This is a genomic window from Rhodococcus artemisiae (assembly GCF_036327795.1).
Lineage (GTDB): Bacteria > Actinomycetota > Actinomycetes > Mycobacteriales > Mycobacteriaceae > Rhodococcus > Rhodococcus artemisiae.
Genome location: NZ_JAUTXY010000010.1, coordinates 171,132 through 189,439, shown reverse-complemented (window position 1 = coordinate 189,439; position 18,308 = coordinate 171,132). Strand labels below are relative to the sequence as shown.

The window sequence follows — 18,308 nt, the reverse complement described above, 5'->3', positions numbered from 1 at the left end:
GCCTCGTTCGTCAACTGTAGGACCTCCGCTCGTCCGGTGGCGGAATCTGTGCGCCCTTGTACCCGACGGGGATTCCACCGAGCGGGTAGTCCTTGCGTTGCGGGTGCCCGTTCCAGTCGTCGGGCATCTGGATCCGGGTGAGGGACGGATGCCCGTCGAAGACGAGACCGAAGAAGTCGTAGGTCTCGCGTTCGTGCCAGTCCGTTGTCGGGTAGACGGTGTGGAGCGACGGTATGTGAGGATCGGCGTCGGGCGCGGTGACCTCGACGAGGATGCGACGGTTGTGGGTGATCGACATCAGCGGATATACCGCATGCAGTTCGCGGCCGGTGTCCTCGGGGTAGTGCACGCCGCTGACGCCGAGGCACAGTTCGAATCGCAATGCGAGATGGTCGCGCAGAGCGCGGGCGATCGAAGGGAGATGCTCGCGGCGCACGTGCACCGACATCTCTCCCCGGAACACGACGATCTTCTCCACAGCGGCCTCGAATCCGTCGGGCCCCACGTCGTTCAGGACATCCTCGAGGAGGTCTGCGAGGTCATCGAGGTAACCACCGAACGGTCTCGGACTGCTGCCCGGCAGGGCGATCCGGCGCACGAACCGGCCGTAGCCGCTGGTGTCCCCGCTGCCGCGGATGCCGAACATCCCGCGGCGCTGGGCGATGACTTCCGCGGGGACCGAATCGGGTGTGGGAGCGTCGGTCATCGGCGCGGCACCTTCAGCTCGATGAGCGGGCGCTGAGCGAGGGCAGCCTGCTCGGCTGCGCGGACCGCTTCCTCACGGTTGGCCCCGAGCGGCATGTGCTGGATCTTGTCGTGCAGCGCGAGGATCGCGTTGATCAGCATCTCCGGACGCGGTGGACATCCCGGCAGGTAGATGTCTACCGGCACCACGTGATCGACGCCCTGCACGATCGCGTAGTTGTTGAACATTCCCCCGGACGATGCGCATACCCCCATCGACAGGACCCATTTCGGTTCGACCATCTGGTCGTAGACCTGACGGAGGGCCGGCGCCATCTTCTGGCTGACCCGTCCGGCAACGATCATCACGTCCGCTTGACGCGGCGAGGCTCGGAAGGCCTCCATACCGAATCGGGCGATGTCGAAGCGTCCCCCCGCAGTCGACATCATCTCGATGGCGCAACACGCGAGACCGAACGAGGCGGGCCACAGCGACCCTTTACGTGCGAAGCCGGCGAGCACTTCGACCGTGCTGAGCAGAAATCCGCTCGGGACCTTCTCTTCGAGACCCATATCCGACTCTTACCACCTTCGACAGGATTGTGGATCTTATTCGGGCGCAATCTATTTGATGAGGGACATTGAGGAGCCCATCCGGTCAATCCCATGTCAGGCCACCCCGCCTCCATTCATAGGCGTAGGCGACGAACACATTGAACATGAACAGGCCCATGGCGAGCAGACCGAACACCCCGAGTGCATCGAAATGGATCGCCCACGGGTACAGGAAGACGATTTCGATGTCGAAGATGATGAACAGCATCGCCGTCAGGTAGTACTTGACCGGAAATCTGCCGCCACCGGTGGGCTGCGGCGTCGGGTCGATGCCGCACTCGTAGGCGTCGAGCTTCGCCCGGTTGTAGCGACTCGGACCGGCGATGCTCGCCACCACCACGGAGAAGAGCGCGAACGCGAGCGCAACAGCGCCGAGCACCAGAATCGGCACGTAGACGTTCATCGGCACCTCCGGTTCCGAACGTCGATCCCCGGTCGTGTGACTGACGGACAATCGGACATCCTGTGAGCCACGGCACACACACTAGTGCCGATGACGCCGGACTTGTCCAGGATTCGACACGCATTCTTCGGCGCGGCGTGTCCGCCTGTTCAGGCTCCCCGTGTGGAGTAGTCTTCGCGCCCCGACAAACGGCGGATCGGATCAGCGTGCGGGTGCCGGATCGGTGCCGGGCAGCAGGAGCCGGACGACCTCGCGGCCGAGCTTCATCGGGTCGATCGGGTGCGACACGACGGCCTCGGCCCGCGACCAGGATGCGAGCCACCTGTCGTCGGGACGCCCGATGATGACGACGACGGGCGGGCACGGGTCTATTTCGTCCTTGAGCTGCTTGGCAATTCCCAGCCCGCCGGCGGGTGCGGTTTCGCCGTCCAGGATCACCAGATCGATCCCGCCGGCGTCGAGGTGCGAGAGGACTACGGCTGCTGTGGCCACCTCGACGTACTCGATCGGCGGGAGGTCCGGGTGCAGCGTCGTGCCCAGTGCGGCCTGCACACGGTCGCGCACAGTGACGTCGTCGCTGTACACCAGGACCTTCAGAGTTGCGGGACGGCTCGCAGCATCACTCACGCGCCCGATGCTAGATCCTCACGGACGTCACCGGACCGTTCGGACGGACTCGCGCGGCGTGTCGCACCGAACCGGTCGGTCTGCTCAGTTGTATACCGACCAGAATTCGAGCATGGGTTCTCGCGCCAGTTCCGTTCCGCCTTCGGTGATGAGCAGGGCACTGTCATCGAACCGATAGGTCACTCCGGCGTTGGTGACCTGGAATCCGTCCGCGACCACGATCGGGTCGTCGATCTCGATGCCGGATCCGTCCTCGACCCTGACCCCCTTGTAGTAGAGGCGGTCGACGCCGGTCCTGCACACGACGATGAGAGAGTCCGTGGTGCGTGCGATACCGAGCGCCTCGTTGTCCGCGTTGCACCGCGGACCCACCTCGTCGACGAATCCCTGCGCGTCCGCGTTGGCCACCGTGACGACTCCCCGCGGCGATCTCGCGCTGGTGGTCCGCGCCGTGGTGACGTATGCGGTCGTGGGTGCGGTGCTGGTGGTCACAGGTGTCGTCGTGGGGGCGCGCGCGGTCGTGGGTTCCTGGGCGACCGTCACTGTGCTGACGCCCGTCGATGGACCGGCGAGCGTCTGCGGATCGACCGAATTGCCTCGCGTACCGACCCACGCGATCACGACACCGACGGCGACGAGCGCAGCGACCGCGCCCGCGATCAGTCCCCGACGAGTGTTGCGCGTGGAAGCACTGGACGACGGCTCGGGAACGTTCGGACCCGCCCCGGGGTTGGTGGACTGTCGGGCGGCGACACGGCTCGGGGCTGCACCCTGGTTCTGATCCGTTGCAGCGTCACGGTCCGACGCGAACATGTGCCGCGCAGCGATCAGCGCACCCTGCGCCACCACGGTCTTGGGATCGTCGAGGGTCGCGACCCGAGCCATCCGCGACAATTCCTGGTGCACAAGCGGAATCCGCGACGATCCGCCGGTCAGGTAGAGGGCGTGCAGGGAACCGGGCGTGATACCGGCATCGGCGAGCGTGTCTCGGACGAGGTCCACCGCCGACTCGACCTGCGGGGTGATCAGCGAATCGAATTCCGGCCGGGTCAGCGACAGAGTCGTCCGGGATCTGGATCCGATGACCGCGATCGTTGCCGAGGGTGTCTCGGAGAGCACTTCCTTGGCGCCGCGGGCGGCCTCGTCGAGGGCACGGATCGCCTCGATGCTTCCGGGCGCCCCGTCGGCGAATTCGGCGCGTGAGGTGGAGTCGCGGTCGGCCACGTGGTCGAGGGCCCAGCGTCGGATGAGTGCGTCGAAGTTCTTGCCTCCGAGAGCGTTGTCGCCTCGCGCGGCCACGACGTCGAACACCCCGGAGGCTGCGATCCGCAGTACCGCGACGTCGGCGGTTCCCCCGCCGAAGTCGAACACGGCGAGCGCCGTACCGGGCGGCAGGTGGGCGGTGCGGGTGTAGTAGTAGGCCGCCGCGCGGGGTTCCGACACGGTGGCGATCGTGGACGGATCGATTCCCGCACGCGAGGCCGCGTCGACGAGCACCGCGACGGTGGCACGCGACCACGCTTCGGGGTGGGTGAGCACGACACGCTCAGGGGGCACGTCGTTGTGCAGTACCGCCGCCCGGCGTATCACAGTGCGCAACACGGCCGCGATCATCCGTGGCGGTGTCAGGTCCACGTGGCCGGTCCGGATGAACGGCTGCGAGATCAGGCGTTTGGGCGCAGGTACGAAGCCCTCCGGGTGGTGAGCTGCCGCATTCTGGGCGGCGTCGCCGGTGAGAGTATCGCCGTCCGCGCGTACGAACACCGCCGAGGGCAACAGGTTCGACCGATGGGTGAGCGACACCGGATGGATCGAACCGTCGCCTGTCCGGGTGTGTGCGGCGGCTGTGTTCGACGTCCCGAAATCGATCGCGAGCCACCATCGTTCATCACTCATGGTTCAGGAGACTAGTACCACACCCGCACGGAACTTCCCTCCCGTTGCCCGGGTTGCCGTGGGTCGTGAGGCAACGGAAACTCGCGCGATCGAGGGAAAGCCCCGAAGCGGCGGTAGCAGTGACCCGGTGCTTCACGTCGTCAGACAGGAACCCGCACCGGTACCGCACTCGCCGTCGTCGATTCGTTGCCCAGTTCCCCGTTTCCGTTCTCTCCCCAGCAGAACACCTGGTCGTCGACCGTGGTCGCGCAGGTATGGACGGCACCGGTCGTGATGGTCGTAGCCGCCGAAGGCAGTGTCACCCGGGCCGGCGCTGTCGAGATGGCGCCGGGGGCGCTCGTGTTCTGCCCCCAGTCCGCCGTACCCCAGCAGGAGACGGCGCCGTCTTCGGTCAGCGCGCAGGTGTGCCGCAGCGAGGCGGACAGAGCGACGGCCCGACCCTGCAGCGAGGTCTGCACCGGTTCGGTGTGCGAGTCGCCGGTGCCGTCCCCGAGTTGACCCCAGCCGTTGTCACCCCAGCAGTATGTCCGGGCATCTTCGAGGGCGGCGCAGGTGTGTCCGCGCCCCGCAGCGACGAACGCGGCGGGGCCGGGGAGTTCCACTTGCAGCGGGTCAGCGATCGCGACGTCGGAGTCGTTGGTGTATCCGCGGCCGAGTTGGCCGGACGGATTCGCGCCCCAGCAGAAGACATCGCCGACGACGGTGGAGGCACACGTGTGGTTGCCGCCCGCTGCCAGCGACGTCATGGTGGGCAGGTCGATGCGGTAGGGCAACTCGATCAGGTCGCTCCCCTCTTCTCCGATCTGGCCGTTCGTGTTGCGGCCCCAGCAGTAGCCTTCGCCGCTCTCCGTAAGGGCGCACGTGTGGTCTTCCCCTGCGCTCAGTGCCGAGACGGGAGCGGGCATGTCGATCCGCACCGGTTCCGCGCTCGGGTCGGTGGTGCCGGTGCCGAGCTGACCGAATGTGTTGTATCCCCAGCAGTAGGTCTCGCCGTCGTCGAGTGCCGCGCAGGTGTGCTCGCGACCCGCGCCGAGCGCAGAGGCGGGCGCGGGAAGTTCGACGGAGACGGGTGAGTATCGGGAATCTGTGGTTCCGTCGCCGAGTTGCCCGGAGGCATTGAGCCCCCAGCAGCTGACATCACCGAGAGAATCAGCGCACGTGAACCACCCGCCGGCAGCGACGGTGAACACGTCGCTCTCCGTCGGCGACGAGGTCGGCCCTCCACTCGCCGTGGCACCCTCGCCGCCCCTGGAATCAGGCCAGTACACCACGACACCGATGGCGGCAGCGATCACCGCCACTACTGCACCGAGCACGGTGAGAGTTCGGCCGGAGACGCGGACTCGGTTCGACGTATCGGCCGGCCGAGGTGCACGCACCGGCACGGTGGGTGCGGCCGCGGGCCGTCCGGAGCGAGCGGTGGCGATGAGCGCACCTCGCACGACGACCGTCTTGGGATCGTCGAGAGTAGCGACGGGGCCGACCCGCCCGAGCACGCTGTGCACCATCGGGATCCGTGACGATCCGCCGGTGAGATAGATCGCCTGCAGCCGATCGTGCGGGACGTGGCCCTGGGTCAGTGCGGTACGGACCAGGGCTGCTGCCTGCTCGATCTGCGGTGCGATGAGATCTTCGAACTCGTCGCGGGTCAGGAGCAGGTTCTCGCGCCACGGACCACCGGCGGCCGTGACCGTTGCGGAGGGCGCATCGGACAGCACTTCCTTGGCGCGCCGTGCGGACTCCTCGAGCGCCCGACGCGCCTGCAACTGATCGGGGCCGGATCCGCGCAGGTACTCGGCGAGTTCGGGGTTGAGATCGGCGAGCTGGGTTTCTGCCCAGCCTCGGACGAGCGCGTCGAAGTTCTTACCGCCGAGTCCGTTGTCGCCGACAGCGGTGACGACTTCGAATTCGTCGTCGGGGGTGCTGCGCAGGATCGCTACGTCGACGGTGCCGCCGCCGAAGTCGAACACGGCAATAGCCGATCCTGACGGGACGGGGGTGCCGTGAGAGTAGAAGTGCGCGGCGGCGCGCGGTTCGGACACTGTCACGACTGTGGACGGATCGATGCCGACCTCCGCGGCTGCGTCGGTCAGTACAGCGACCAGATCCGCCGACCATCCTTCGGGGTGGGTGAGCACCACGCGGGACGGCGGCACGTTGTTGTTGTGACGCAGTGCGCGGCGGTAGACGGAGCCGATCACCGCCGCGAACAGGGCTGTGCGGGGCACGGGTGTGCCGTGGACCGACACGGCGGGCATGCTCACGAGCCGTTTCGGTGACGGAACGAAGGCGCCCGGATCCGAATCGGCAGCATTGACCGCGGCATCACCGACAAGGATGTCGTCGAGCGACCGAACCGGTACCGACCGGACGAAGACCGACGACGACATGAGATTGCCGTGATGCGTCAACGACAGGGTGTGGATGCCCGTCCGTGGATCGGTCACTGCCGCAGCGGTGTTCGACGTACCGAAATCGATCGCCAGCGACCGGTCCCCATTGCTCATGGCTCAAGAGCGTAAGCGAGGCCATGCGGTCACACCGAGCCAGCAGGAACCCGGCGTCGATCGACCACCGAATGGTGCTGCGTTGCCGTGGCTCTCCTGCGTCGCTGCGGTTCTGCTAGGCGACGGAGTGTTTGCCGCCGTCCGGGACGCCGGCCGCTCCCCGCGGATGCGCTCGGCGCAGACTCCGGACTCGTTCGCCTGCGGTGTGAAACCGGCCTGCTGCCGGCCCCGGCGTGATCATCAGGTGCGCCACGATGACGCATACACCGGTGAGCGCGCCGTAGAGCACTCCCGACACGACTGACCCTGTGACCATGACCACCGTGGTTCCGATGATGAGTGCTGCTGACAGAACGAGGATTGCCAACGCTCTGCCCTGTGACGACCGGTCCCCCGACTCGGCGTGATGTTCGCCCATGATTCCCTCCCGTTCCCTCCCCGGAGCGGACTCGACCGCGCTTCGTCGAGAGATCGAAATCATCGAGATGCACGATCGCGGTATCCGAATGGACCGAAAGTTCCGCTCTTCACCCGCCACGCCCGGGCCGGCAGCGTAGCGGATAACGAAACACTACCAAATGTGATGAATATCTCGCAACCGAGCTGTGGTGCGTCACCAAGCTGTTGCATCTCGGGGCCGGCCCGCCCTATTCAGCGCCGTTCTCGCCCTCGCCCTCACGAATACTGTCCCCGACCGCGCTGTCACCCGACCAGGTGGCCCACAGCCTGGCGTACCGCCCTCCCGCAGCAACCAACTCCTCGTGGGTTCCCGACTCGCAGACCAGACCGTGCTCGAGTACGACGATCCTGTCCGCGGTGGCCGCCTGGGTGAGACGGTGCGCCACCACCAACGACGTCCGGGCGGCCACTGCGGCGGCCGCCGCACTCTCGAGATCCCTGGCCCCGGCACTTCCGGCTTCTGCGGTCGCCTCGTCGAGCACCACGACCGCGGGGTCTACGAGCAGGACGCGCGCGAGCGCGAGTTGCTGCGCTTGTGCAGCGGTGAGCCGATGACCGCCCTCGCCCACCACCGTGTCGACACCGGCGGGCAGCGCACGGACCCAGCCGGTCGCACCCACCGACGCAAGCGCGAGCTCGACCGCCCGGTCGTCGGCGTGCGGCGCGGCAAGTCGCAGGTCGTCGCGCAGTGTGCCCGCGAAGGTGTGCACCTCCTGGGTCACGATCACGAGGTGGTCGCGGATCGTGCCCGCGAGTTCGGCGAGCGGAACGCCGCCCAGGAGCACCTCGCCGGAATCCGGAGTGATGCTGCCGGCCGCGATCGACGCCAGTGTGCTCTTGCCCGACCCGGTAGGGCCGACGAGGGCAATCCGCTCGCCGGGGGCGATCGTCAGGTCGATGCCGTGGAGCACCTCGTGCCCGTCGTAACCGTGGCGGATACCGTTCATCCGCAGGCCGGCAGCTGTGGGCGTGCGCACCTCCGCCGGCGGAGGTGCGTCCCGAATCGACACGACGCCGACCAGGCGCGCCAAGCTCGCGCCCGCCGATTGCACTTCGTCGAAGGTGAAGAGGATAGCGGCAATGGGATTGAACAACTGGTGGAACAACAGTGCTGCGGCGGTGACCTGACCGACCGAGACCGACCCGTTGTCGACGAGGACGAATCCCGCGGCCAGGATGCAGGCCAGACTCACGTACTCGGCGCGGTTCCCGCGGCTCGCGAACCGCGCGAAGATCCCGAACACGTCGATGCCCAGCAGCCGTGCGCGGTCGGATGCCTGGTCCACGAGGCCGCGATGTACCGCTTCGGTTCCGTAGGCCCGCACGGTGCGCTGCCCCTGGATGCTGCTGATCAGGGCCTGGGATCGCGCACCCATCGCGACGCGCTGCGCCGCGTATCGGGGCGCGGACCGAGGCAGGTACCAGCGCAGCGCCAGGGTGTACATGGGGACGGCGATCGCACCGGCCAGGCCCAGGCGCCAGTCGATTCCGACCATCGTGGTCAGGCTCACCGCGACGAGGAACAACGCGGAGATCACCGGTGGGACGGCCTCGGAGACCGCCTTGTCGATCACGGCGACGTCATCGCCGACCCGGGCGAGCACGTCGCCCTTACCTGCCTGCTCGACCGTGCGCATCGGTAGCCGCAGGGTCCGCACGACAGCCGCCTCACGGAGACGGGCGAGCACCGTGGATCCCAGCACCGCGACAAAATATCCGGCAAGGCCGGTGAACACGCCCGCCGCGATCGCGGAGACGGCGATGATCACGACGATCCCGCCGAGTGCGGAGATCGGTGCGGACTCACGGACGCGGTCGATGAGGACCCCGAACATATAGACGGGCAGCACGGTGGCCGCGGCGCCCAGCGCTGCCGTGACGACCCCTGCTGCTGCGACGGCCGATCTCGTGCGGACCGCCCGGCCGAGCCAGGCCCATGATTCGCGGGCTGTGGCGACCGGCAGCAACTGGCGCTCGGTGGCCGGGTTCAGGTCGGTCATCGCACGACCACTGTCTGGTACACCGCGTCGATCTCGGCGAGCCGATGGTGGGTCTCGGTGGCGACGACGCGACCGTCGTCGATCACGATGACGCGGTCGGCGGCGGCAAGAAGTGCGGGGCTCGAGGTGAGCACGATCGTCGTGCGCGGGTCGGTTCCGTGCCGGAGTTCGAGGAGCCCCTCCGCGATGTTCAGTTCGGTGACCGAGTCGACCGCAGTGGTGGGATCGTGCAGGACGAGCACCGGCGGATCCGCCACGAGGGCGCGCGCCAACGCGATGCGCTGCCGCTGACCACCGGACAATGTGGTGCCGTCGTCGCCGACCGGGTGATCGAGCCCCGCAGGATGCAGGTCTACGACATCGCGGGCGGCGGACGCCTCGAGCGCACGTTCGAGGTCGATCGACGCGGTGGGGCCACGGCCCGCGGTGATGTTGGACCCCAGGGTGCCCGCAAACAGGAAGTTGTCGTGTGGTTCGGCGAGGATCAGGGTGCGCGCCAGCTCGATCGGAAGGTCGCGGGCGAGCACCGATCCGACAGTGAACGAGCCGGTGTAGTCGTCGGCAGGAACCTGCGACGACAGTAGCGCGAACACCGCATCTGCGTCCTCCGGTCGGTATGCCACGATTCCGACGAATTCGCCGCGCGCGACGGCGAAGTCGAGGCCGTCGAGTGTCCGGTACCGCAGATCGGCCAGTTCGAGGACCGGACCCTGATCGTGGTGACTCACGTCATCTCGTCCGGGATCCAGCAGCGGAGAGCTGTCGAGGACGCGCGCCACCCGATCCGCCGATCCTCGTGACGCCGCAACGACGGCGGGGACCCGCGCCAGAGTGGTGAGTGGTTCGATCAGGAATTGGGCAAGACCCACCACCGTGATGACCTCGGCGAGGCCGATTCGGCCGCTGAGTGCGAGCCACCCCGCCCAGCCGGCGATCGCCACCGCGAGCAACGCGCTCGAGGTGGTCGAGACACCCGCGAACAGTGAGCGGACCTTCGCGGCGCTGAGCGTTGCGGTCAGGGCGTCGGCGCTGACAGCGCGGAACCGCTCCCCTGCTGCGGCCTCGCCACCGATACCGCGCAGTGGCCGCAGCCCGGTGACGAGATCTGTCGCGACGGCCGACGCGGTCCCGATGCGAGCCTGTTGCTCCGAGGTGCGGTGCGCGATGACGGGGGCTGCGAAGTGCAGTGCTGCCAACAGCGCTACCGTTCCGACGAGAACGCCGAGACCGAGCGGAACATCGATCACGAACAGGATCACCGCCGTCGCGATCACCGCGACCGCGCTCGCGACGGCCCGCGCGACGAGGTCGAGGATCCAGGTAGTGCGATCGGCGTCGGAGGTGGCGACGGAAAGCAGTTCCCCCGAGCGCATGTCGGTGCGGACGCCACGTGGACGCAGGAGGGTGTCGGTGACCTCGACGCGGAGCTTGTGTCCTTCGCCTTCCATCGCCGCGACGACGAGGCGTGCACCGAGGCGCCAGGAATAGGTCAGGGCGACGAACAGCAATGCGAGGGCGGCGAGCCAGATCACCATCTCGGTGCGATCGCCCGGGGCGATGGCGTTCGCGACGATCGCTCCGATCGCGACCGGGACGAGGGCTTCGAACAACTGGTGCAGACCGCACAGCACCACGGCGACGGTCATGCTTCCGCGGTGTCGCCGCAGTGTCCGCCACATCAGCGCGCTTCCGCGCGACGCCTGCTTCTGCGTGTCCACCGGCACCTCCCGTTTCCGCCGGGGTTCACCCTAGGTGACGGCGATACCGAGGATTCTTCCACCGTCAGAAGTTTCAGAATTTTTGAAACCAGCGCCTAGGTAAGGCTAGGCTGACCCAACAGTTCGGTTGGGACGTCCCCTCGCCCCGCCCCGTCGAAAGGCATCCATGCACAACAGACTCGGCCGTGCCCTGCGCCGGCCCCAGCTCATCGCGATGGTCGCGGCCGGTGCGCTCCTGCTCGGGGCATGCTCCAGTAGTGACAGCGGATCCGACACCGCCGCGTCCGGCGAATCCGACACCGCCGCGTCCGGCGACTTCGAGCCGGTAACCATCGAGCATGCCTTGGGCACCGCCGAGATCACCGAGGAACCCGAACGCATCGTCACACTCGGAATGGGATCCGCGGAGACCGTGATCGCACTCGGCACGGTTCCGGTGGGTATCGAAGAGTACTCGTGGGGCAGCGACGAGACCGGTTATCTGCCGTGGATCCACGAAGAACTCACCGAGCGCGGCGCAGATCTACCCGCCCAGTTCACCGGCGGAACCGAGGTCGACATCGAAGCGATCGCAACGCTGGAACCCGATCTGATCCTCGCTCCGTGGTCCGGAGTCACCCAAGAGCAGTACGACATGCTCGAGGGCATCGCACCGACCGTCGCCTACCCGGAACTGCCCTGGACCATCACCTGGCAGGAGCAGATCGAGACGATCGGCACCGCGATGGGCAAACACGACGAGGCCCTCGACCTCATCACCGAGATCGACGACACGTTCGCAAATGCAGCCGCCGAACATCCTGAATACCAGGACGTGAGCTTCTCCTACATCTACAACACCGGCCCCGCGACCCTCGGCGTGTTCCTCGCGAACGAGCAGCGTGTCGCGATGGTCCGCGGACTCGGACTCACCGTCGACCCGGTCGTCGACACCCTCGAGGAGACCGAGGGCACCGACTCGTCGGTCATCGGACTCGAGAACGCGCATCTGCTCGCCGACTCCGACCTGATCTTCACCTTCTACAGCGATCCCGCCAATCGCGCCGAGATCGAGGCACAGCCGGTCTACCAGCAGATCCCGGCGATCTCGCGGGGTTCGATCGTTGCTCCCGAAGAGCAGCCGTTCGTCACCGGGTCGTCGATCATCAACCCGCTCACGGTGCCGTGGGCCCTCGACCGTTACGTCCCGCTGATCGACGAGGCGATTGCGAAGCTCGACCGGTAACCGGCGGGCGCACCGAGAGGGTGAGGGCGGACGATGGTCCGCCCTCACCCTCCTTCGTCGTCGCGTGCCGCCTTGAACCGCTTCCACTCGGCGCCGAGTCTCCGGTTGTCCAGCAGCCAGCCCATGTAGTCGCGCATGTTCTCGACCCGGACATGCGCCGCCGATTCCGGGCTCACCCGCGCGAGCGCTTCCTCCGCGAGGGCCCGTTGGCTACGCAAGTACTCCTCCTCGATGTCGAGGAAGCCGCCCCACACGTCGTCGGCCATGACGAAATAGTGGGCACGCTCCCCCGCACGCCGGACCCGCTGCACGAACCCGCGGGCGACGAGTCGGCGGGTGTAGGTCGAGACCGAACCCCGGCTCGCGCCCAGCACGCGGGCGAGCTCGTCGGCGCTGACCCCACCCGATTCGTCGACAAGCAGATAACCCGCGATGCGCCCTTCGATCCTCGATGCTCCACCCGTCTGCCAGTAGTCGGCGAATCGTTCGACGAACCACGACCGGACATCATCGGCGTCCTCCACCCCGCGAGAGCTGCTCATGCCGGACATTGTCGCAACACGCGCCTCGTCGACCACACGGCTGTCGCCGTGCCCGTTCGAGTACCCGAAGACCGCGCACGATATCGTGCGGACATGGCAGGCACTATGGCCGCTCGACTCTCACGGCTGCACGCTCTGATCGACCACCCTCGTACCGGTGACGCCGAAGGCGCGGCGGCGCAGCGCATGCTCGATCGGATCCTCGCCAGGTCACGGCCCCCGCAGAACGCCGGAGACCGCACCTACGGTCAGCGGCACCATCGTGTCGGGCGGCATGCGGATCTCACGCGTATCGCCGAGATGGTCCGCGAGGAGATCGCGTTGGCGCGGCTCGTCTTCTCGACGCCGGGACAACCTGGCCTGCCCGCGGAATCCGACCCGATCGCCGATGCTCCGGCAGGCATCGTCTACACCGTGTCGACGCCCCACGATTCCGAGGTCGTCATCACCCTCGAGAACGTCCCGCAAGCATGGGGGTGGGTGTCGGAATACGGAGTCGAGACCGCGAGTTCGGCGCTTCGAGCACTCGTCGACGAACTCGCCGACCTCCTGAACGGATACAATCGCGACGGCGTCGAGATCGGAAAGCGTTTCTTCGGCAGAGTGCGCGTGGGCGACCGTACCCTCGTGTGGTGATCAGCAGACTGTCACGATGCCGTCTTCGAAAGTGATCGAACGGTTCTCGAACGTACTCACCTTCACCCCATCGATATCGATCTCATCGCTGGTCGGGTAACCCATTGAACCTTGACTACCACCGAGCACCTTCCACTTGTTGCGTATCTCGCCCACACGATATACGGAGGTTGTCCGGTCTTCTGAATGATGACACCGCCGACGAACCACTGGTACTTGCCGTCAGGATTGGTCTTCTCGGCACCCAATGGCTGTCCGAGGTCCGCCTTCTGAGGCGCGGTCGCTTGGGAATACTTCTCCAGAAGACTCCCCGACACGGTGTACTCGACTCCGTCGGCACCCAGCATCGTTGTGGAATAGGTGGCCGACGCGGACGACTCATTCGAATCGAACGGCGAGAACTGGCTTGCCACGAGAACAGCCGCGACCAACACGACGAGAACTCCCATGGCCGCCAACAACTTCCAGCTCCGGGCGAACCCACCACGTCGCCGATCGACCACTGGAGCAACCGGCGGCGGCGCGGATGCGACCGCGAGTTCCGACGGCGCCACCGATGCGACCGCGGGTTCCGGCGGACTCGCCGACTCTGACATATGCGTGGGCGCCGGCATGCCGGCATATGCGTGGGCTCCTGAACATACGCGGTCTCGAGACGCTTGGTGGGTTCGAGCCGCCTGTGGGATGTTGCAATGGCTGCGGCTGCCGCGTCAGCGAACGCCACACAATCGGGGTAACGATCTGCGCGGTCCTTGGCCATGGCCTTGGCCTTGGCAAGTACTCGATCGAGTTCGACGGGTACATCCGCAACAATCCAACTCGGTGCAGGTATCCGCCGGCCCCGATGCGCGTGCATCAATTGGGGCAGGGAATCACCGGGATACGGCGGTTCACCGGTCAGCAGGTGAAAGAGACTGCATCCCAGAGAATAGACGTCCGCACGGCCATCGAGCGTAGTTCCCTCGAATTGCTCGGGTGACGCGTACTGCACACTCGCGACCAAAGTTCCCGATTTGGTGCGGTACGCCGTCTCGACGAGAGCCTTGGCGATTCCGAAGTCCGCGAGCAGCACACGCCCGGGCCGACCCGGCCCGGTCTCCTCCAGAAGCATGTTCGCCGGCTTCACATCGCGGTGCAGGACACCGTTCGCGTGCGCGTAGTCGAGTGCCTTCGCAATCTCTCCGACGATATGCACGGCCCGGGAAGGGTCGAATGCCGCCCGTGCCACTGCCTCAGAGGCGTTCGGTCCGGCGACGTACTGCATCGCAATCCACAACTGATCGCCTTCACGCCCACGATCCAGAATCGAAACGATGTTCGGATGATCGAGTCGCGCAGCATGGTCCGACTCACGCTCGAACAGCACGCTCGCGTGCTGATCATGGGTCAGAGACGTGTGCAACAGCTTCAGCGCGATCTTCCTGGGGATTCGAGGATGAGCGGCAAGATAGTCCGACCCCATACCACCGGCGCCCAAGAGCCGTTCGATCGTGAATCCAGCAAAGACCGTGCCGGGGGTCAGTTCAGCCACCATCATCTCCCCACAGTCGGTTGTCGCTGAGCGCATGCGGTAGAGAGCTTGACCGGAGCGTCCGAAAGAGATTCGATCGAGCCGTTGCCGCGCGGGCGCCGCGCCGCACTCAGCGATCTGCCAACGCCTGGACGGGGAGCGTGCCGGAGGCATCGACGAATCGGTGATCGCGAAGTATCGGAACGCAGTTGCTGCGTCGCACCTCCGATGCGATGGCAATGTCGTCGGCGAAACCGATCAGTGCGAGCTCGCGACCCGAAGCACAGTCCTGCAGGGCACTCGTGACTCGACCGGCGACAGCATTCCACGCAGCGCGGGCCTGCTCAGCTTCGGGCGACAACGACCCGAAACCGTGTGTGTCCACCAACCCGGCGATCACCGCACCCGTGCCCCACAGATCTTCCACTGCCGGCCGCAAGGACCCGTCCGGCCACCTCTCCCCCGCCGCGACGACGGAGACCACTGCGGTCGGATGATGCCGGGCGATCCACTCGGCCACGGCATGGAAGTTCCGCAGCGACGCACCGAGACACGTCGAGGCCCGCGAATCCAGGTCATACGCGATCGACGATCCGTTCGGTGACGGCAGCACCAGCCGCTCGACAGTACGCGCGGACCGGATCGTGCCGGGTGACCGGCTCACTGCGCCCGGCGTCATCTCCTGCCGCCCCACCGCGAGCACCGCGTCGTGTGCGGCCGCGTGCGCCGCTGCAGTCTCGTCGCGCCACCGATAGGGCAAGACGTCGATGCCGGCGTCGAGCGCGACAGAAAGTGTGGTGGTGAACGACAGGACATCCACTACGACCGCTACATCCGCGCCCTCCGCGATCGCCGCGGCGCCTCGCAATCCCCAGTCGAATCGGATCCGGGAATCACGCTGACGGTGTGCAGTGTTCATCCGACTGTCGTTCATCCGGCTATCGTGCATCGGACTGTCAACGCCGGTGCGCCATCCGCTTGATGATCGTGTCGCCGATCGACTGCATGATCTGAACCATCACGATCAGCACGACCACGGCAACGAGCAGTACGGGCGTGTTGAAGCGCTGATAGCCGTAGACGAGCGCGAAGTCGCCGAGGCCACCGGCCCCGATCACGCCGGCCATGGCAGAGTAACCGACGAGAAGCACGAGCGTCAGCGTCGCACCGGCCACGAGTGCGGTCGTCGCTTCGGGCAGCAGCACCTTACGCACGATCTGGATGTTCGTCGCGCCCATTGCCTCCGCGGCTTCCACACGTCCGCGTGGCACTTCCCGTAGCGCGGATTCGACGATGCGTGCGAAGAACGGGATCGCGCCGATGGTGAGCGGCACGATTGCGGCGGTGGGGCCGATTGCCGTGCCGACGATGAACCGCGTCACGCCGATCAGCGCGATGAGCAGGATGAGGAAAGGCAGCGAACGGAACAGGTTGACGATCACGCCGAGCACACCGTTGATCAGACGCTGGGGCCACAGGCCGCTCGGCCCGGTGATCTGCAGGATGATCCCGACGAGTATTCCGCCGATCACGGTGAGCACGAACGAGACCCCGACCATGTAGAGGGTCTCGAGTGTCGCGACCCAGACTTCGGGAAAGACCTCGTACCAGGCAGTCTTGTTCATTCGGACAACCCCTCGAGGTCGGTGTCGGTCCCCCACGACAGGGTCAGGTGTTCACGCTCGTCGACGAACCGAGCGATGCGGTCACGATCGGCTCCGACGTCGAAGCGCAGACGGAGACGGCCGACCGTCACATCGCCGACCTTCTCCACACGACCACCGACGACTGCAATATCGGCGTCGAGCTCGCGGATCATCTCCGAGAGCCACGGCCCGTGTGCGTAGTCGCCGATCGCGGTGACGAGCGCGGTGTCGCTGATCGCCCCGGCCGACGGGTCGTCGCCCACCGGCACGATCGCCGCGCCGAGCGCCGAACCGGGGTGTGCGACGAGGTCCGTGATGCGACCCGTTTCGACGATGCGACCGGCCTCCAGCCGGGCCGCAGACGTACAGACACGCCTCAGCACACCGAGTTCGTGGGTGATGATCACGACGGTGACACCGAGGCGTCGGTTGACCTCCGCGACGAGATCGAGGATCTGGTCGGTGGTGTCGGGATCGAGGGCGCTGGTCGCTTCGTCGCACAACAACACATCTGGTTCGGCGGCAAGGGCGCGGGCGATGCCGACGCGTTGCTGCTGTCCCCCGGACAGTTGAGACGGGTAGGACTTCTCCTTGCCCGTGAGCCCGACGAGATCGATCAGCGCCTTCGCGCGTGACCGTCGTTCGGCCTTGCCGACTCCCGCGACCTCGAGCGGAAACTCGATGTTGCCGACCACGGTGCGCGAGTGCAGCAGATTGAATTGCTGGAAGACCGTCCCGATGCGGCGCCTCGCCGACCGGAGCTCGGAGCCCGACAACTTCGACAGGTCGTCGCCGCCGAGCAGAATCCGGCCGGACGTGGGTTCTTCGAGGAGGTTGAGGCAGCGCAGCAGAGTGGACTTCCCTGAGCCGGAAGGGCCGACGATCCCGAAGATCTCCCCGTCCGCGATCTCGAGATCGATGCCCTGGAGTGCCATGACTTCCCCGGCACCACCGGCGCCGGGGAAGGTCTTGACGAGAGTGTCGACGACGATCATCAGTTCGCCGGGTGCACCGGAACCACGGAGCCCGAGTAGGTCTCCTCGATCCATGCGGCAGTCTCGGGGGACTCGAGTGCCTCCGCGAGCGCGACCACGATCGGATCGTTCTCGTTCTCCGCGCGCACCACGAGGAGGTTGGAGAACGGGTTGTTCTCCACTTCTTCGGTGTAGATGGAATCGTCCGCCGGAGTGAGCCCGGCCTCGAGTGCGTAGTTGGAGTTGATCACTGCGGCGGTGACCTGGGGGTCGTCGAGCTGACGCGCGAGCTGCGGGCGTTCGATCTGGATGAACTCGAGGTTCTTCGGGTTCTCCGTGATGTTCGCTTCGGTGACCACCGACAGATCGGCTTCGGTGAACGGCACGTCCATCGTGATCAGGCCCGCGGATTCGAGGAGGTACAGGGCACGCGCGTAGTTCGTGGTGTCGCGCGGGACCGCGATCGAGTCGCCGTCGGCGATCTCGTCGAGCGAGTCGACCTTGTTCGAGTAGAGGCTGATCGGCTCGAGGTGCACGTCGGCGACGGCGACGAGGTTGTCGACTCCGTTCTGCTTCTGCCAGTCCACGAGGTAGGGCTCGTGCTGGAAGAAGTTGGCGTCGACATCGCCGGCGACGAGCAGTTCGTTGGGGTCGATCTCACCGGTGACCTCGCGAATGTCGAGCGAGTAGTCGCCGAGTGCACCGCTGTTCACGACCTGCTCGAGGATCTCGACGTGCGGTGTGGAGGAAGCGGAGATGACCAGGGTGTTCTCGTCACCTCCCGACGACCCACAGGCCGCCAGGCCGAGACCGAGGACAACAGCTGCCGAGGCGGCGGCGGTGCGACGCAGGAACATCGTTTCTAC

At 66.5% G+C, this 18,308-nt stretch carries 17 protein-coding genes and 1 pseudogene; 2 read left to right on the top strand and 16 right to left on the bottom strand.

Annotated elements, in window-relative coordinates; all coding sequences use genetic code 11:
- Window positions 1–10: 10 nt before the first annotated feature.
- The 9 genes from Q7514_RS20945 to Q7514_RS20905 form a co-directional block, all read right to left on the bottom strand.
- A complete protein-coding gene (locus tag Q7514_RS20945) occupies window positions 11–706 on the bottom strand; it encodes an NADH-quinone oxidoreductase subunit C (protein WP_330135173.1) in 696 nt (231 codons plus the stop codon).
- A complete protein-coding gene (locus tag Q7514_RS20940; RefSeq protein ID WP_169686654.1) occupies window positions 703–1,257 on the bottom strand; it encodes a NuoB/complex I 20 kDa subunit family protein in 555 nt (184 codons plus the stop codon). The genes Q7514_RS20945 and Q7514_RS20940 overlap by 4 nt, the downstream gene beginning before the upstream one ends.
- 85 nt (window positions 1,258–1,342) lie before the next feature.
- The gene (locus tag Q7514_RS20935) at window positions 1,343–1,702 is read right to left on the bottom strand and encodes an NADH-quinone oxidoreductase subunit A (protein WP_054720384.1); all 360 of its coding nucleotides are present in this window, start codon (window positions 1,700–1,702) and stop codon (window positions 1,343–1,345) included.
- A gap of 201 nt (window positions 1,703–1,903) precedes the next feature.
- A complete protein-coding gene (locus Q7514_RS20930; RefSeq protein WP_330135172.1) occupies window positions 1,904–2,329 on the bottom strand; it encodes an Rv3143 family two-component system response regulator in 426 nt (141 codons plus the stop codon).
- A gap of 84 nt (window positions 2,330–2,413) precedes the next feature.
- Window positions 2,414–4,225 carry an Hsp70 family protein gene (locus tag Q7514_RS20925; RefSeq protein WP_330135171.1) on the bottom strand — a complete coding sequence of 604 codons (1,812 nt, stop codon included), beginning with the start codon at window positions 4,223–4,225 and terminating at the stop codon, window positions 2,414–2,416.
- A gap of 140 nt (window positions 4,226–4,365) precedes the next feature.
- A complete protein-coding gene (locus Q7514_RS20920) occupies window positions 4,366–6,732 on the bottom strand; it encodes an Hsp70 family protein (protein ID WP_330135170.1) in 2,367 nt (788 codons plus the stop codon).
- 115 nt (window positions 6,733–6,847) lie between these two features.
- Complete coding sequence (locus Q7514_RS20915) at window positions 6,848–7,150, bottom strand: hypothetical protein (RefSeq protein WP_330135169.1); 303 nt, start codon at window positions 7,148–7,150, stop codon at window positions 6,848–6,850.
- A 229-nt stretch (window positions 7,151–7,379) separates the two neighbouring features.
- On the bottom strand, window positions 7,380–9,191 hold the full coding sequence (locus tag Q7514_RS20910) for an ABC transporter ATP-binding protein (protein WP_330135168.1): 1,812 nt from the start codon (window positions 9,189–9,191) through the stop codon (window positions 7,380–7,382).
- Window positions 9,188–10,870 (bottom strand): ABC transporter ATP-binding protein, encoded by a 1,683-nt coding sequence (locus Q7514_RS20905; RefSeq protein WP_330135263.1) that lies wholly within the window; start codon window positions 10,868–10,870, stop codon window positions 9,188–9,190. The genes Q7514_RS20910 and Q7514_RS20905 overlap by 4 nt, the downstream gene beginning before the upstream one ends.
- A 205-nt stretch (window positions 10,871–11,075) precedes the next feature.
- Between Q7514_RS20905 and Q7514_RS20900 the strand changes: the two genes are divergently transcribed.
- Entirely contained in the window at window positions 11,076–12,134 is a 1,059-nt protein-coding gene (locus Q7514_RS20900; RefSeq protein WP_330135167.1) for an iron-siderophore ABC transporter substrate-binding protein, read from the top strand.
- A 44-nt stretch (window positions 12,135–12,178) separates the two neighbouring features.
- Here the strand turns inward: Q7514_RS20900 and Q7514_RS20895 are convergent, their stop codons facing one another.
- A complete protein-coding gene (locus tag Q7514_RS20895; RefSeq protein ID WP_408016143.1) occupies window positions 12,179–12,685 on the bottom strand; it encodes a GbsR/MarR family transcriptional regulator in 507 nt (168 codons plus the stop codon).
- Window positions 12,686–12,769: 84 nt separating this feature from the next.
- Here Q7514_RS20895 and Q7514_RS20890 point away from each other — a divergent pair, with 84 nt between their 5' ends.
- Window positions 12,770–13,312 (top strand): hypothetical protein, encoded by a 543-nt coding sequence (locus Q7514_RS20890; RefSeq protein WP_330135165.1) that lies wholly within the window; start codon window positions 12,770–12,772, stop codon window positions 13,310–13,312.
- Window positions 13,313–13,374: 62 nt separating this feature from the next.
- Here Q7514_RS20890 and Q7514_RS20885 read toward each other — a convergent pair whose 3' ends face one another.
- The 6 genes and pseudogenes from Q7514_RS20885 to Q7514_RS20860 all read right to left on the bottom strand — a co-directional run bounded on the left by Q7514_RS20885 (window position 13,375) and on the right by Q7514_RS20860 (window position 18,299).
- Window positions 13,375–13,866: an LGFP repeat-containing protein gene (locus Q7514_RS20885; RefSeq protein ID WP_330135270.1), complete on the bottom strand. Its 492-nt coding sequence runs from the start codon at window positions 13,864–13,866 to the stop codon at window positions 13,375–13,377.
- Between the two features lie 266 nt (window positions 13,867–14,132).
- A pseudogene (locus Q7514_RS20880) lies at window positions 14,133–14,846 on the bottom strand (serine/threonine-protein kinase); the annotation flags it as partial.
- Between the two features lie 106 nt (window positions 14,847–14,952).
- Window positions 14,953–15,741, bottom strand: coding sequence for a 2-phosphosulfolactate phosphatase (locus tag Q7514_RS20875; RefSeq protein WP_330135262.1), 789 nt, complete (start codon window positions 15,739–15,741; stop codon window positions 14,953–14,955).
- 37 nt (window positions 15,742–15,778) lie between these two features.
- The gene (locus Q7514_RS20870; RefSeq protein ID WP_054713532.1) at window positions 15,779–16,447 is read right to left on the bottom strand and encodes a methionine ABC transporter permease; all 669 of its coding nucleotides are present in this window, start codon (window positions 16,445–16,447) and stop codon (window positions 15,779–15,781) included.
- A complete protein-coding gene (locus tag Q7514_RS20865; protein ID WP_330135261.1) occupies window positions 16,444–17,463 on the bottom strand; it encodes a methionine ABC transporter ATP-binding protein in 1,020 nt (339 codons plus the stop codon). Before Q7514_RS20865 ends, Q7514_RS20870 begins: the two co-directional genes overlap by 4 nt.
- A complete protein-coding gene (locus tag Q7514_RS20860) occupies window positions 17,463–18,299 on the bottom strand; it encodes a MetQ/NlpA family ABC transporter substrate-binding protein (RefSeq protein ID WP_330135164.1) in 837 nt (278 codons plus the stop codon). The genes Q7514_RS20865 and Q7514_RS20860 overlap by 1 nt, the downstream gene beginning before the upstream one ends.
- Window positions 18,300–18,308 lie beyond the last annotated feature (9 nt).